Annotated in this window: 12 protein-coding genes and 1 riboswitch; of the genes, 5 read left to right on the forward strand and 7 right to left on the reverse strand. The window is 43.2% G+C overall.

From position 1 onward, the window contains the following. Positions 1 to 132: 132 nt before the first annotated feature. Both AC13FX_RS02105 and AC13FX_RS02110 read right to left on the reverse strand, forming a co-directional pair. Positions 133 to 2,232, reverse strand: a complete 2,100-nt coding sequence (locus AC13FX_RS02105; RefSeq protein WP_482878768.1) for an amino acid permease — start codon at positions 2,230 to 2,232, stop codon at positions 133 to 135. 77 nt (positions 2,233 to 2,309) lie between these two features. Then, positions 2,310 to 2,558: a hypothetical protein gene (locus AC13FX_RS02110; RefSeq protein ID WP_482878769.1), complete on the reverse strand. Its 249-nt coding sequence runs from the start codon at positions 2,556 to 2,558 to the stop codon at positions 2,310 to 2,312. A gap of 202 nt (positions 2,559 to 2,760) precedes the next feature. On the opposite strand from AC13FX_RS02110, the gene AC13FX_RS02115 reads away from it, so the two are divergent. After that, positions 2,761 to 4,608 (forward strand): cation:proton antiporter, encoded by a 1,848-nt coding sequence (locus AC13FX_RS02115; protein WP_482878770.1) that lies wholly within the window; start codon positions 2,761 to 2,763, stop codon positions 4,606 to 4,608. Positions 4,609 to 4,625: 17 nt separating this feature from the next. Here AC13FX_RS02115 and AC13FX_RS02120 read toward each other — a convergent pair whose 3' ends face one another. Next, positions 4,626 to 7,103, reverse strand: coding sequence for a cation:proton antiporter domain-containing protein (locus AC13FX_RS02120; RefSeq protein WP_482878771.1), 2,478 nt, complete (start codon positions 7,101 to 7,103; stop codon positions 4,626 to 4,628). 59 nt (positions 7,104 to 7,162) lie between these two features. Continuing rightward, positions 7,163 to 7,825, reverse strand: a complete 663-nt coding sequence (locus AC13FX_RS02125; protein ID WP_482878772.1) for a hydrolase — start codon at positions 7,823 to 7,825, stop codon at positions 7,163 to 7,165. A gap of 61 nt (positions 7,826 to 7,886) precedes the next feature. Further along, positions 7,887 to 8,017, reverse strand: a riboswitch (cyclic di-AMP (ydaO/yuaA leader). Positions 8,018 to 8,187: 170 nt separating this feature from the next. On the opposite strand from AC13FX_RS02125, the gene lysA reads away from it, so the two are divergent. After that, positions 8,188 to 9,345 carry a diaminopimelate decarboxylase gene (gene lysA, locus AC13FX_RS02130; protein WP_482878773.1) on the forward strand — a complete coding sequence of 386 codons (1,158 nt, stop codon included), beginning with the start codon at positions 8,188 to 8,190 and terminating at the stop codon, positions 9,343 to 9,345. A gap of 14 nt (positions 9,346 to 9,359) precedes the next feature. Here the strand turns inward: lysA and AC13FX_RS02135 are convergent, their stop codons facing one another. Then, positions 9,360 to 10,583, reverse strand: a complete 1,224-nt coding sequence (locus tag AC13FX_RS02135) for a BaiN/RdsA family NAD(P)/FAD-dependent oxidoreductase (protein ID WP_482878774.1) — start codon at positions 10,581 to 10,583, stop codon at positions 9,360 to 9,362. Positions 10,584 to 10,856: 273 nt separating this feature from the next. Here AC13FX_RS02135 and AC13FX_RS02140 point away from each other — a divergent pair, with 273 nt between their 5' ends. Beyond that, entirely contained in the window at positions 10,857 to 12,221 is a 1,365-nt protein-coding gene (locus tag AC13FX_RS02140; protein WP_482878776.1) for an aspartate kinase, read from the forward strand. Here AC13FX_RS02140 and AC13FX_RS02145 read toward each other — a convergent pair. Beyond that, the gene (locus AC13FX_RS02145; protein WP_482878777.1) at positions 12,210 to 13,304 is read right to left on the reverse strand and encodes a CNNM domain-containing protein; all 1,095 of its coding nucleotides are present in this window, start codon (positions 13,302 to 13,304) and stop codon (positions 12,210 to 12,212) included. The two genes, AC13FX_RS02140 and AC13FX_RS02145, sit on opposite strands and share 12 nt — an antisense overlap. Positions 13,305 to 13,359: 55 nt before the next feature. Continuing rightward, positions 13,360 to 14,376: an RluA family pseudouridine synthase gene (locus AC13FX_RS02150; RefSeq protein WP_482878778.1), complete on the reverse strand. Its 1,017-nt coding sequence runs from the start codon at positions 14,374 to 14,376 to the stop codon at positions 13,360 to 13,362. A 123-nt stretch (positions 14,377 to 14,499) separates the two neighbouring features. Between AC13FX_RS02150 and AC13FX_RS02155 the strand changes: the two genes are divergently transcribed. Together AC13FX_RS02155 and recN are read left to right on the forward strand one after the other, a co-directional pair. Continuing rightward, positions 14,500 to 14,850, forward strand: a complete 351-nt coding sequence (locus AC13FX_RS02155; protein WP_482878779.1) for a four helix bundle protein — start codon at positions 14,500 to 14,502, stop codon at positions 14,848 to 14,850. 35 nt (positions 14,851 to 14,885) lie between these two features. Then, positions 14,886 to 16,592: a DNA repair protein RecN gene (gene recN, locus AC13FX_RS02160; protein WP_482878780.1), complete on the forward strand. Its 1,707-nt coding sequence runs from the start codon at positions 14,886 to 14,888 to the stop codon at positions 16,590 to 16,592. Positions 16,593 to 16,620: the final 28 nt, after the last annotated feature.

The following is a 16,620-nucleotide window of genomic DNA, read 5'->3' on the forward strand; positions in this document are numbered from 1 at the left end:
TTAATGGATACTTCACCGCTCGCTCAGACGCTCTGCGTCGGAGCGATAGTTAATTGTGTATATAGATAATAAAAACACTTAGCTGAAGGATTGATCTTTCTTATCACATCAATCCTTCTTCTGATCTTGACCTTACTTCTCCAGCATCTTCTTAAGCTCATCGATATCTTCAACTTCACCAATTATTGAAAGCTCATCCCCTTCCTGAAGTACTGTAATACCATGAGGGATCTTGATGTCGCCCCCCCTACGGATAATAGTGATCAGACTTTGACCCGGGAATGAGATCTCCTTGATCATTTTACCGATATACTGCTGGGTGTTATCATCAGGGTTGAGTGTGACCTTGATAAAGCGTTCATCACGAAGGAGTATTTCTCTGAGCTCTTCATCATTCTCAGCACTGCACCAACGTTGAAGGAAATTCTTGGAGCCAACCATTTCTGCAATGTGTGCCAGAATCCTTAAGTGCTGGCCTGTTTTAGCTTCTGAACTAATGAAAAATATAATACTGTGCAGTTTATTATCCTCTTCGCCATCCTCATCAAGTTTCTTCTTGCTGTATCCCTCACGAATACGCACAAGGACCAACTCCGGTGATACATCCTTCTTCAACCTGGCATGGTTAAGCGCAACACCTTCGGCAATCTGGATAGCCGAATTATCTGCTGAGTTCAGAAACAGGTCTCTCAGTTCTTCTACAGTGATATTAAGTTTTTCAGCTAAACTGTCAGCAGCCTTGCTGAAGATCTCTTCATATTCCGTATCGGGTGAAAAGTCCAATACATCGGCCCTGGAAACCAATTCTTCATAAGGATCTTCCTGTCGGAGGCCTTTTTCACGCAGAATACCACGCATCTCACTCTCTAAACCCTGATCTTTATTTTCACCTAACCGGGCATGAACATGAAAGATGGCTCCCTGACGTTCAACCTTATCCTGAGCGTAATATTTGTACCAGATGATGGATGCTGCCGTCACGGCCACTGTAAAAAGTATTGAAAGAATTCCCATCTCAAAGATCAGGATGATCGATAATATTATACCGGCGATCTGTACCCAGGGATACCACGGAGACTTAAAGCCGGGATCATATTCCTGAATACGACTTTCCCGCATAACTATGACTGCCAGGTTCAACAAACCAAATAATAATAACTGAAAAGCACTCGCGAGCTTGGCCACTTCAGAAACATTAAAAGCAAGCAGGAAGAATAACATAAGTGCTACGGTTCCAATTACCGACCAGTGCGGAGTTCCAAGCTTACTGATATTGGCAAAGTTCTTATTGATCAGTTTATCCCGTGCCATGGCCATTGGATATCTTGAAGCTGACATAATACCTGCATTCCCTGTGGAAGCAAACGCAGCTACAGCTGCTACCACAACTAAGATCAAACCACCCGGTTCCGGTAACCAATCAAGGAATACCTCTCCAGCTGTGGCAACCGGAGTCAGATCTTCCCGAAACGCATTTGGCTCTAGTAAAGCCACCATAATATAAACCCCAACAACATACACTGTCACAGCTGTACCAATTGCCAAGAACATACCCAGGGGAATATTACGATCCGGATTTTTCACCTCCTCTGCAATACTCGCAACTTTAGTCAAACCGGCATATGAAACAAAAACCATCCCTACCGTGGCGAAAAAACCAAATACCCCTTCTGTAAAGAACGGCTTAAACTGACTCTCAGTGATCACACCAATATCCATTGAGAATATCTCGAAGACCCCCTGGATAATATAGAAAAACATGATGGTGACGAGTGCTGCCACTAATATCTTTTGAAGCCAGGTTGTCTCCTTGGCCCCAACTATATTCAGTATTCCAAACACAATGGTCAGGAAAACTGCTACAAATAATATATTGACATCATAAAATATGGCGATATAGGCCCCCATACCGATAAGAGCAAATGCACTTTTCAGTACCAACGCCAGCCATGACCCAAATCCACCAATGGTTCCCAGCATAGGACCTAAACTTCGATCGATGATGTAGTAAGTACCTCCGGAACGAGGTAAGGCTGTAGCAAGCTCAGCTACACTGAACATGGTAGGTAACACAATGATACCGGAAACCAGATAAGCCAAAACCACTGAGGGACCGGTTTCAGCTGCAGCTAAACCGGGTAAAAGGAAAAATCCGGAACTGAACATAGCCCCGGTTGCGATCGCATACACATCCGAAAGACCTAATTCTTTCGCTAATTTTTTATGCTTCATATATTAGTTGAATAGAATCTGAGTATTATAAATTTTGAAGATTGGGTATTGGACAATATAAAGTGCCAACTATAAATTCAGTCAAATGATTCGGATTCTTCAGAATCAACATCTTCTGAGGAATTAAAAGTTTTCCATAATCTGGCAACCATTCTGATACCGTAACCAATAATTATTAACCCGATCAACCCTTGTAGCTTTATACTTAAAACTGCATGAAGATCGAAAGCCTCAATTATAGCAAATTCAACAAGTGCAGAAATGCCGATAATAGCGATCAGCCACATCAACTCTTTGATCAATATTTTAAATGCACTTTTGTCCACTGCTTTACATCCTCTTTTAAACCAATAATAACATAACGAGAGTTAAAAACCATAAACTTCTGGTCAAAACTACCTTCAATATTCGTTATCAGTGTTATTGATAATCTACTAATGTCTTCTGTTATAATTTGTTTATCTTCAAGAGCTTAACATTTACCTACAAACATTTAGTCGATTTACGTCACCCGCGTGAATTCTCCCTATGACAGAAAGTATTTTAATTGGAATAACGAGTGTTATTTTTTTCGGTGTTGGAGCACAGTGGGTTGGATGGAAGTTTAAGCTCCCTGCAATTCTTCTTTTGCTACTTTCCGGCCTTCTTGCCGGCCCCATACTTGGTCTGGTTAAACCTGATGAGTTAATGGGAGACCTATTAACCCCTTTTATCAATGTTTCTGTAGCTATCATTTTATTTGAGGGGGGGTTAAGTCTAAAATTTTCTGAATTAAAGAATGTAGGTGGTGCTATAGGGAACCTGGTTAGTATAGGAGCATTACTCACCTGGGTTTTGACCTCATTGACAGCCTATGTCATGTTTGGCTTTGGATGGGAACTGGCTGTTTTATTGGGTGCCATTTTAATAGTGACCGGCCCTACCGTTATTGTTCCCTTGTTGAGGCAGGTTAGGCCCTCAGGTCAGGTTGGTTCCATTTTAAAATGGGAAGGCATAGTGATCGACCCTATTGGCGCTATGATCGCCGTTCTGGTATATGAAGTGATCCTTACCAGCGGTTTTTCTGAAGCAACCAGCCTCGCATTTATGAGTATTTTCAAGACCATACTATTTGGCTCAGTTCTGGGTTTGGCCGGTGCCGGTGTCTTATATGGTTTGCTTAAAAAACACCTTTTACCTGATTTTCTTCAAAACCCTGTGAGCCTGATGATCGTCGTTCTCATCTTTACGATCTCTGATATTTTCCAGCATGAATCGGGTCTTTGGGCTACCACTTTGATGGGAGTTGTGTTAGCCAACCAGAAATCGGCACGCATTCATCACATCATTGAGTTCAAGGAAAACATCAGGCTTTTACTGTTGTCAGCACTTTTCATATTACTAGCAGCAAGAATTGAACTGTCAAACCTTCTGGGTAATCTGAATATGAACATGGTGGCATTTCTTGCCATTCTGATCTTTTTTATAAGACCCGCTGCCGTTTATCTTTCTACTATTTTTTCACCGCTGAGCTGGAAGGAAAAACTATTTCTTTGTTGGATGGCCCCAAGAGGAGTGGTTGCGGCTTCCATATCATCCATCTTTGCAATTTCACTGATGCAAAATGGTTTCCCTGAGGCGACGCAACTCATTTCTATTGTGTTCATTACGATAATTAGTACCGTAGCCATATACGGATTGACGGCTCCCTGGGTAGCCAGAAAACTTGGAGTTGCTAAACCCATTCCAAGGGGATTTCTAATAATTGGGGCTCATGATTGGGCTATCGAGTTAGCCACCGAATTAAAAAAACACGATGTTAAGGTGATGATCGCCGACTCAAACTGGCAAAATATAAGTAATGCCAAATCTCATAACCTTGATACCTATTATGGGAATGTTCTATCTGAATATGCTCTTGATCACCTGAACCTGGATGGTATTGGAAAACTTATATCGGTGACTCCAAATGACGAGGTTAACGCTCTTACTGCAATTCGGTTCTCTGAACTATTTGGCCGCTCCAGGGTGTATCAACTTTCACCAAGCATGAAAAAGAAAACGGATGACAATGAAGACGGGATCATACAAACCGGGCGGATTCTATTCCAAAAAAATGCAAATTTTGATACTCTCACCCAACAATACAAGGATGGTAAAGTTATAAAATCTACTCAGCTCACTGAAGCATTTACCTTTCAGAATTTTAAAGAAACACATGGTAATGAAGCTATTCCGTTATTCCTGGTTTCAAATGATAAATCCATAGAACCATTCACAACAGATAACCCTCCGGTTCCACAACCGGGAAATGTTCTCATCTCCATGACCAAGCCTGAAGTTGAAATTCAAAGAAAACCAGAAAAAACCACTCAGGAAAAGCTACAAGATGCTTAATTGTTAATTTCCTGACCTTACTGCTTCAACAAAATACTGTAAACCTCTTCAGGACTTTGTGCTGAAATTAATTTCTCTACATTTTCGCCCGGCCTGATCAAACGGGCAGCCCGATTCACCCCTCTTAAATGGTCTTTGACCGGCAATTGTTTAGGACTTAGCAACATTAGAACGACCCGGGCCTTATGGGCTGTTTTGGGGATCTGAATGCCTTCTTTAACAATCCCAACCAATAATAGCTGTTCCTGAATCAAGGATGTGTGGGCATCATACAGAACCACCCCTGCCATCATTTCAGGGGAATAATCAGATGAATTGGTTAAAAGCCGATGTATCAGTCTTTCAACATCTTTTTCATCAATGTTTTTATTGGCACTCAGCATCCGTACAAACTTATGCTCCAGGCTTTCCCCTGTTTCAGAGATCACTATATCAGTGGATTTCAGTAACTTCACTCCTGATTCCTGATCCCTATTCTTACCATCCTGCTCCACTTCTGATGGATATACCGTGATGAACCCTAGATCAGGATACCTTTGGGATATCACCCTCGGAAGCCGGTCCAACGCAGGTCGCCATGAAAGGGAGCCTTCGCGGGCACTCAGTAACACAAACAGATCATCTTTTAATATATGCTTGTCCATCCATGCCGGCAGGTCTCCCCAACCATCCATTGAAATAAAGTTCGTCTCTATATCCGGCTTCACCTTCTTAATTCTTTTCTCCACATTCTTCATTCGTTCTTTTGGTGCCAGTATCGTCAAGGTACCTCCGATCTGATCAACCATTAGTTTCAAGGACCTAATAGCTCCTGAAAAACCGGGTTCGAGCGATGCGTATGGAGGAACCGCGATCACAACCCTTTGAACGGTATTGATCGGTTTATGGATCTTGGAGACCATTACCATTTCATCGATCTTTTGCAGCAATTGATCCAGGATACTTCCAAAAATGCGTTGCGTAGCAGAGGTTGCCCCGTTCCATCCGATCACAACTACTGAAGCCAGTTTTTCATTAACTGATCTGGCAATTCCATTCGCGATGTTCAGGTCAATAGAAGTCACAGGATTGACTGGAACCTCTGCTGCTGCTGCATGAACCACAGCATGACTCAACATCTTTTCACCCCTTGCTACCTGAGTGTCCACATCCTTGCCATCACGGGCTACCGTCAATGGAAAAATGGGTTCATCCGATTTTTCGTCACGGATCATAAAGGCAATATCCATTAGCGCATCCGATGTTTCAGGGTTTGCAAGAGGAACAATGATCCTTTGTGGTGTCTGGGACGGCTCATAAGGCTTCTTCTCTTCCTGAAGCACCACATCACGGCCAAACTTTTCAACCAGCCAGGGACCAACCAAACAAGTAAACAGGATCATGATGACCACTGCATTTACAGCTGTCTGATCAAAGAACCCAAGATCAAAACCGAGCAAGGTGACAGCAAGGGTCGCGGCAGATTGAGGTGTGGTCAACCCGAAGATCACGAATCCCTCGGCATTGGAAAACCCTTTGATCAGCCGTACAACACCGGAGGCCAGCGCTTTCCCAACAAATACAAGCATTGTAAAGATCAGAGCAAATATCCATACATCAAGATTGCCAAGAACCTGCACATCCACCAACATCCCGACTGAGATCAAAAAGAATGGGATGAACAACGCATTACCCACAAATTGAATACGGCTCATCAATGTACCGTTGCCCGGCACCAATCGATTCAACAATAAACCTGCAATAAAGGCTCCAATGATAGACGCCAATCCTGCCATCTCAGCGATAAAAGCCGTGGCAAAAAGTACCGCCATCAGGAAAACGAAATCTACATCAGTCTCGTGCTTCATTGTCCGGAAAAACCATCTTCCAACGCGTGGCAGGGTCAGAATAGCCGCTGCCAAAAACACAGCAATGGAAGTGGCAAAGACCGTCCAATATCCCGGCCCCAGCTCATCACCTACCGTTCCGGCTATGATGGCCAGAATACCCAAAGAAAGAGTGTCAGTGACCAGCGTCCCTCCCATCGACATGGTTACCGCAGTATTTTTAGTGATCCCCAGTCTTTCAATGATCGGGTATGCAAGAAGTGTGTGTGAGCCAACTATTGCTCCAAGTAACAGAGAGCTTTCAGGAGAATAATTCAGCCAGTGAATACCAACAAAATATGCTCCTACAGCCGGAAACAAATATGAGATCAACCCAAAGCCAATACTCTGATTTCTCAGTTTCTCAAAGCGATTCAGGTCAATGGACAAACCCGCTGTGAACATCAGATATAACAATCCCACCGTTCCAAGCAGCTCTATGGTGCTGTCACGCTCCAGCAGGTGTAATACACTTGGGCCAATCAGCATCCCCGAAAGTATGATCCCCACGATTCCAGGTATCTTGATCTTTCTGGAAAGAATGGGAGCGATAAGTATGACCACCATTACCAATGCAAAGATCAGAACAGGGTTTGAAAATGGCAGTGACAGGTTCAGTATTTCATCCATATGGTATCAGGCTGTAAATTGCTTTCAGGTATCGTCAAATTGAAAATTGACGATAAAGATCACCGGTTATTATTTCTAAACCCTTCAAACACGGCCCGCATCATTTCCGTTGCGGTAGGTGGGTTGAAGACAATGGCATCTGTTCCTGCACGAATGGTTTCCCGGATCGTTGAGTTATGCGGTCCACCACTCGCCATGATAGGTATTTCCGGAAGTAAGTTACGTATAAGACTTACAGATTCTGCAGTAAATTCCCCGGTTGCCACATTAAAGATGTCTACCCCTGCCTCAGCCAGGTCTTTGACCGGTTCTGCTTCGAACATCACGGTATAGATCAACGATCCATCGATCTCTGACCTTATATTTCGGATGACCTCAGCCGGGGTCGGCTTTGAGATCACCACTGCTGACGCTCCAACGTCCAGCGACCTCTTTGCTGCTTCCGTAGCCTCATGTTCATGTAGTAAACCACCACCTATGTCGCAAAATACGGGATTGACACTAAAATCAATGATCACCTCATCCATATGTGATGATTTATCAAACGGGTGTACCGCCATCACAGAATCGGCTTGCAAGCTGTTGATGAACGCAAGATCGGTGGTTAACAAAACGGACCGTATCAGGTGCTCCCCAACTTGAATACCGCTGCACTCATCAATAGCATTCGGAATTTCATAGTTGCTTGCAGAAAGCAAGTAATCTTTCTGATCTATACTCATGTGCTTTTATCGGAATACTAAAATTAAAGATGTGAAGACCGATCACACAGGCAGGGCATGTTCAATCTCCTATCAATGCCTGCGAAGTTAGCTGACGGGCTCGAGCTGATAGATGCTCTTTTCTTGTAAGAAATTCGCCCCACTTCCGGGTCTTCCGCTCCCAATTACATTGAGATTAGGCTGATTTTTTTAAATCACCAACAATTATACCGGCTTTTTTCTGATTGGTCAAACACAAAATTTTTACCCGGCAAGATCAGTGTTTTGATTGTTTTGATCTATAATACCTATCAAACCCTGCTGTAAATTTACTTATCTTTGTTCTTCAATAACTCACTCAATCACTTTTAAACCGATCTTTAATGTTCCCTTCGGAAGTCACTGACTTTTTTAGAACCCAAAAAACGCCTTTCTATTATTACGATCTCGATGTTTTGAACACTACTTTGGATCAGATCAAACAACACGGCCTGTCCAAAGGATACCATATTCATTTTGCACTCAAAGCCAACAACCAACTCAAGATCCTCAAATTGATCAAAGAAGCAGGTTTTGGCGCAGATTGCGTAAGTGGCGGTGAAGTTCAAAGAGCTATAGATAGTGGATTCTCAGCCGATGAAATCGCCTTTGCAGGTGTGGGAAAAAGTGATGAAGAGATCAGGCTTGGGCTGAAACACGATATCTTTTGTTTTAACTGTGAATCTAAGCAGGAACTTGAAGTAATTGACGAGCTTGCCGGAAAGATGGGTAAAACCGCTCGAATAGCCCTTCGGCTCAACCCGAATGTAGAAGCCGATACCCATCGTTATATCACCACCGGACTAAAAGAAAATAAATTCGGAATAAACGCTTCAGACCTGGATGACGTACTTGATCAACTTCCTGCTCTTAAAAACTTAAAGCTTATCGGAATTCATTTTCATATCGGATCACAGATCGAAAATTTCACTCCCTTCGAAGAACTTTGTGCCCGGGCTAATATGTTAAATGATCATATTGAGAACCGGGGTTTTGAGCTTTCTGTGATCAATGTTGGGGGAGGATTTGGAATCAATTACGCCCATCCAAACGATAATGCCATTCCTGATTTTGAACGTTTTTTCGGATTGTTTGAAGACAGAATAAAACTGAAAGATCATCAACAACTGCATTTTGAACTTGGCCGGTCTGTAGTTGGTCAGTGTGGAAGCCTGATAACTAGGGTTCTTTACACCAAATATGGCGAAACCAAAAACTTTGCCATTGTTGATGCCGGCATGACCGAACTCATTCGTCCGGCTTTATATCAAGCGGCTCATAGGATCGATGTTCTGACCAGCAACAAGCGCAATAAAAATTACGATGTGGTAGGACCTATCTGTGAAAGTTCAGATACCTTCAGGACAGATATCTCCATTTCTGCAGTTGAACGCGGAGATCTTATCGCCATTCGAAGCGCCGGGGCCTATGGAGAGGTTATGCGAAGTGCTTATAATTTAAGAGAGGCAAATCCCTCTGTGTATTCGGACGAGATAGAGTAATTCAGAATTAAGAATTACTTCAGCATCCCTGCAATATACCCCGTCGTCCAGGCTGCCTGAAAGTTAAATCCACCGGTCACCCCATCTATATCCAGCACTTCACCGGCAAAATATAAGTTTGGGGAATGACGGCTTTGCATGGTTTTCATATCCACATCATGAAGACTGACCCCACCACAGGTTACAAACTCTTCTTTGAATGTAGTTTTACCCTGAACCTGATATTCATCGTTTGTAAGAAGGTGAACCAACCGGTTTATATTCTTCTTTCCCATATTTTGCCATATCATCTTTTCTCCGAACTCTTGCTTTCCGATCAGGAACTCCCACAAACGTCCGGGAAGTTGGAATGGATTTACATTAGAGACCTTTTTTAAACCATGATCATCCACTACCGTTTTCAGGGTTGACCTGACTTCCTGTTCTGTACTTTCACCGGTCCAGTTCACTAAAACCGTGAATTGATAATCTTTTTCACTTAGTTCCCTCGCACCGAAAGCTGAAAGTTTCAAGATCGCCGGACCGCTCATACCCCAATGCGTGATAAGTAACGGTCCACTGCTCTGAAGTTTCGATCCAATGATCTTCACCGAAACCGGATCGGCCACAACACCCATCAGTTCCCTGATCGGTTCATCCGGCATGTTAAAGGTGAAAAGAGAGGGAACCGGCTCCTCAATATGGTGATCCAGATTTCTAAGCCAGTCAAACCCGGAAGAACGCGGGCTACCACCCGTCGCCACGATCACCTTATTGGCTTCAACGCGACCGCCCCGATGAAAACCGAGTTCATACCCGTGTTCAGTTTTCTTCAGTTTTTTGATGTTGGATCTTGTCTTTATCCCTATCCCAAGCTTTCGGGTTTCATTCATCAGGCAGTTTATGATAGTTGAAGAATCATCCGTTACGGGGAACATCCTTCCATCAGATTCCGTCTTCAGTTCTACCCCGCGCTTTTCAAACCACTTTATGGTGTCGGTGGGTGAAAAGATCCCAAAGGCTTTTTTAAGCGGTCGCTCACCTCTTGGATAGTTCTTTACCAGCTCGCGAATATCGAAACAATGGTGAGTAACATTACACCGGCCACCTCCGGATATTCGAACTTTGGAAAGTAGTTTATCCGATTTCTCATAGATCGTGACTTTTGTATCAGGATGATGTGTTTTGGCTGATATAGCTGCAAAAAACCCAGCGGCACCTCCGCCGATAACAGCAATTTGTAATGGTTCATTATTCATCTTTGAAAGATACCGTTTCTTTTGGTGAGTCACGAAACGGAACGCGGATAAAGCGAATGATGCGGATGGTCGCAGAAATTATAAATATACCTTTGCTCATCTTTATGTTCGCAGCTTGGGCTTTTGGTTCTTATTGACGACCCAAATGAACAAAGGCATCGATCACGGGAACAATTCTCGTGGATAAAAGACCCGGAACATATTTCCGGATTTTGCATGGAATAGGACAATAATCCCCTTATTTTCCACTGCAATTTTTAAGCAATTTATTCTATGCGGATCAACGTTCTGAAATTTGGCGGTACTTCCATGGCCGATCATCAAACATGGAAAAAGGTTTTGGAGATCATTAAGGAATATGAATGGCCGGTTGTAGTTGTTTCAGCCACGGCAAGAACCACACGTCAGCTGGTCAAAGCCGCACAACTTGCCGCTTCAGACGATCTTGTTGGAGCCTTTGAAATTTCGGAATCCATCAAGAAGCGTCATCAGGAGATCGTTGAGAATTTTCTGAAGGAAAATCCCCATGCCAAGAATGGATTGATCAAAGAAAGCTGTTTTAAAAATATGGATGCCAAGATCGGCAAGCTCAACAAGCTGCTGACTTATACATCCAGGCAGGGAAAACTGTCTCCCCAGATGAATGATGCGATCTCAGCCATGGGCGAACAGATATCATCCTACCTGTTGGCTCAATGCGGACTTGCAATGGATATGATGACCCAGCATATTGAAGCCCGCAGGCTCATCAAAACTGATAATGAGTACGGCAAGGCGAATCCCAATAAAATGTTGATCAATCAGCATTGTGGGTCTCTGGAAACTGTGCTTGAAAACGGGTTCACTCCTATCATTGGAGGATTTTATGGTGAGGCTCCTGATAAAACGATCACAACCCTTGGCTTCGAGGGCTCCGATTATTCAGCTAGTTTGATCGGCGGTGCTGTTGGAGCCGAGACCATTGAGATCTGGACGGATGTCAGTGGTGTTTACACCGGCGACCCCCGTTTCATTCCCGAGGCCAAACCTTTGGCTGAGATCAGCTACTTTGACGCCACTGAAATGGCCTATTTTGGTGCAAAAGTATTGCATCCATCCACCCTTAAACCAGCTCAGGAAAGAAACATTCCGGTTTATGTCAAGAACATGTTCAGACCCAAAGATCCCGGGACCAAAATCGTAAGGGAAGCAGATCATGACTTGCCTGTGTTAGCCTTATCTTTCAAACAAAACATGTCGCTTTTAACGGTTAGTGCTTATGAGACATTAATGGGCTTTTCTTTTCTGCCAAAAGTGTTCAGTGTTCTTGAGTCCTACCGGTTACCTGTAGATGCCGTTAACACCACTGAAGCCTCCGTCACCATAGCCATTTCTGATACTGATATCCTGGATCAGCTTTCACAGGAATTTATTGAGATCGGTTCGGTATCAATAGAACGGGATAAAGGACTTCTCACCTTGATAGGTTGCTCAGTGCAAACGGCAGATGATTTCCGGAACCTCTTGTTGGAACCACTATCAAACCTGAAGATAGATATGATCTCTTATACTAAAGAAAAAAGGATCTTCAATTTGGTGATCAATGACAAGGAATTACTGCCAACCGCACAAAAAATTCACCGGGCTTTATTCAGCTGATTCTTTTTGCTCGGAAGTATTCACTTCCTTCAGTTTATCGGGAATCACAATGCCCAGTCGTTTAGCTCGCTCTCTCCATTTTTGGCGAGCCAGCTTCTGCATATCCTCGATCGCATCTATTTCATCCACGATCTCCATACCAAGCAGAGTCTCTACCACATCTTCCATGGTCACCACTCCGGCAAAGCCACCGTATTCGTCGACCACAACGGCTATGTGTTCCTGCTTTTCCAGGAGGCGTTCAAACAGGGTTTTCAGTGATATGGTCTCCGGTAAGATCAGCACTTCCCGTTTGATATCTTTGAGCTGTTTCTCACCATTCCCTTCCGAAAGGTTAAAGTACAGGTCATTTTTTAAAATATAGCCCGTAATGTCCTCTTCGTTCTCATCAAATACCGGCATTCGGGATACTCTTAGCTCTTCTTTATGCTGAAGGATCTCCTTAATAGTCTGATCTTCCTGGAATTTCACAACCACAATTCTTGGAGTCATGATATCTTTAACTCTGAGAGACCTAAACCTGATCAGGTTTTTGAAAATATTGGATTCCCCTTCCTCAAATACCCCTTCCTCAAAGCCAAGTTCAGCCATAGCACTGAATTCCTCCCGACTTACCGATGGTTGCTTTTCCTCACTTGACAACCATTTTGTGATCCACTGAGAGAGCACTACAAGCGGATATGTAACAAAAATAAGTAACCGGGTAGTTCTTGCTGCGAATCCTGATAGTTGTTTCCAATAGGTAGCTCCCAATGTTTTTGGAATGATCTCGGAAAGCACCAAAATGGCAAGCGTTAGTATTGCAGAAGTCAGGCTAACATACGCATTACCGAACACAACCTGAGCCTGGGCACCCACCCCGGCAGCGCCAACTGTATGGGCAATGGTATTCAAACTCAATATAGCAGAAAGCGGACGGTCTATATCTTTTTTCAGTTCCTTCAACAATTGGCCTGTTTGCGGGTCATTTTTTTCCTTGACCGCTACGAAGGAAGGAGAAATTGACAACAAAACAGCTTCCAGAATTGAACATAGAAATGATACGCCAATAGCCAGAATCAAATAAAAAATCAGTAATCCCATATACTTAATATACCATTATTGTTGATTTACAAAAGTGACTTGATGAATAGCAATTTTAGTATTCGGCTTTACAGTTCTCTCTTAACATGGTAAGTACATGCTGGAAATCATCCGGCAGCTCAGAATCAAATCGAACTATCTCGCCGGTTGTAGGATGTTCAAACCCCAGGGTTTTGGCATGCAGAGCCTGCCGGTCCAATCCTGTGATCAAATTATGGAACATAGATTTTCTGGAACCGGTGTTCGGGCCATAGCGTACGGAGGTTCCGCCATAGGTTGGGTCCCCAAACACGTGGTGACCAATATGTGCAAAATGAACGCGGATCTGATGGGTTCTTCCGGTTTCCAGCTTAACTTCCACCAGACTTAAATAATCAAAATATTCCAGAACCTTATAATGCGTAACCGCTGATTTCCCTTGGCCGGCCGGTTTCACGGTCATCAGTTTCCGGTCCCGTTTAGACCGACCGATATCGCCTTCAATTGTGCCTTCGGCATCGGGAGTTCCCCATACAATGGCCCAGTAAGTTCTTTCAACATCTTTTTCCTGAAACAAAGCACTCAATTTTGCCAGGGTCTCATCATTTTTAGCAACCACGAGCAAACCACTTGTATCCTTATCCAGGCGATGTACGATTCCCGGACGCAGGTTTTCGTCTTCATCCTCTCCGGCCAGTTCATCCACATGGTACATCAACCCATTGACCATGGTGCCACTCCAGTTTCCATATGCAGGGTGAACCACCATGCCGGCTTCTTTATTGACCATTATGATATCATCATCCTCATATATGATATTCAGGTCCAGTTTTTCGGGTTTAGCTTCAGGTGGCGGTGGTTGTGGGAGTTCAATGTAGATCTCATCCTCAGGCTGCATGATATAGGATGCTTTTTCCTTTTTCCCATTCACAGTCACATATCCATCCTTGATGGCTTTTTGCACCTTAGATCGGGAGGCATTCTCCACAAATGAAGTGATGTAAACATCCAATCTTATATCCGAATTTTGCCCTTCGGGTACGGTATGTTCGTAGATCGTTGACTGTCGGTCTTTTCCGGCTTTCTTTTTCATAGCCTAAAGGTACGGAGATTGTGCATTCTTTTTAGACCCATATAAATTTTGTAAGGAATTCAATTCTAATTGCTCTAACTGTATAATTCAAAGTGAAAAATTCAAAATTAAAAATGGAGCTTCATGAAAGAAAACGTTGTTCAAATAAAAAGTTTCGAGTTTGCACTGACTATTATATCATTATATAAATTATTGCAGGATGAAAGAGAATATGTCATTTCAAAACAACTTTTGCGTGCTGGGACTAGTATTGGTGCCAATGTTGAAGAAGCAATTGCTGGTCAATCAAAAAAAGACTTCCTGTCTAAAATATCTATCTCTTTAAATGAAGCTCGTGAAACACGATATTGGCTTCGACTATTAAAAGAAAGTGAGCTGATAAATATCAATGTTGATACTTACCTTATGGATTCCTTTGAATTGATCAGCATTCTATCTGCAATTGTTAAAACCACAAAGCTGAAGCTGAAATAAATTTTTCATTTTGAATTTTAAATTTTGAATTTCTGATGATCAAATCTCTCTACATAAAAGATTTTGCCCTGATCGATGAACTTGAAGTGGGTTTCGAGGAAGGACTGAATATTCTGACAGGTCAGACCGGGGCGGGTAAATCGATCATTATTGGTGCACTGAATATGATCCTCGGGGAACGAGCCGACACAGATGTTATTCGCAGAGGTGCAGACAAAGCTATTTCTGAAGCTACCATTCGCGTTGAGGATTCTGCTGAGCTGAAAGAATTACTGAAAGATAACGAAGTCGAATTCAGTGAATATTTGATCCTGAGACGGGAGATCCGAAATACCGGAAGCCGGGCTTTCATCAATGATACACCGGTTAACATCAGTGTACTGAAAGCAGCGGGTGATCTTTTGGTGGACTTACACGGACAGCATGATCACCAACTTTTACTCAAGGAAGAAAATCACCTTGGGGTGATCGATGGTTTTGGGGAAGTGGAGCCTGTACTGAAGGCTTACAAAACAGAATACCGTAAAATGACGGAGCTCCAAAAAGAATTGCGTTCACTAAAAAAAAGGGAGAACGAGCTGCTGGAAAAAACAGAACTCTATCGATTCCAGGTGCAAGAACTTCAAGAGGCCCGATTAGACGAAATTGATCTTGAGCAACTTGAGTCTGAGATGAACCTATTGGATAATGCCGAAGTCTTGGATCAAAAAGCTGCGGCAATTTCTGAAATGGCTGAGTCGGATGATGGAAACATAATACAGCTACTAAATTTCCTTAAACTGAATCTGGAAGACCTGGCACGGATCGAACCCGAGTTCAATAATTACCTCGAAGAGATCAATGCAGCCCGCGTAAGTGTCAATGAAGCCATAGCATTTGCAGAGCGATACAGAAACAGTATTGAGTTCAACCCAAACCGCCTGGAAGAACTTCGACAGCGGCAATCTGAGCTGAACCGGCTTCAGAAAAAATATCAGCGTGACCTGCCTGAATTGATCAAATACTTGCATGAGATACAAAGAGAATTATCCCTGGCAGATAACTTTGATCTTGAGATCGAAAAGATCGAACAATCCATTCAAAAGCAATCTGATATCCTGAAAGAACATGCTATCACTCTTCATGAAAAACGGAATGATATCGGTGAGAAACTGGCCGTTCAGATTCAGGAAGAACTCAGTAAAGTTGGAATTCCACATTCCAAACTGGATGTACGAGTCGATTGGTTGTTATCAGACAATGGATGGATCGAAATTGAAGGCAAGACCATCGAATGTACAGAAAGGGGTTGCGATGATGTCAGAATGTTCATCTCCACCAATAAAGGAGAGGAACCCAAACCACTTGCTAAAATTGCATCCGGTGGTGAGATCAGTCGCGTGATGCTGGCCCTGAAATCCATTCTTGCTAAAGAGCAAAGCCTGCCGGTTATGATCTTCGATGAGATCGATACAGGTATCAGTGGGGAGATCTCGGAAAAAGTGGGGGCTTCAATGCGTAAGCTATCGGAGCACTGTCAGATCGTGGCGATCACACACCAGCCGCAAATTGCGAGTCAGGCTCATAAGCACTATAAGGTGGCCAAAGTGGAAGAAGATGAGCGAACAGTTACGCGTATCCTCCCGCTTTCAGATGAAGAGCACATTCACGAGATCGCCAGCCTGATGAGCGGTTCACAGATCACTGATTCTGCCTTGAACAGTGCGCGTGAATTGATCGAAAAGAATACGTTTAAGAATTGATCTAACTTAATGTAGAGATACAAAATTT

The organism is Gracilimonas sp. B-17 (assembly GCF_056857935.1).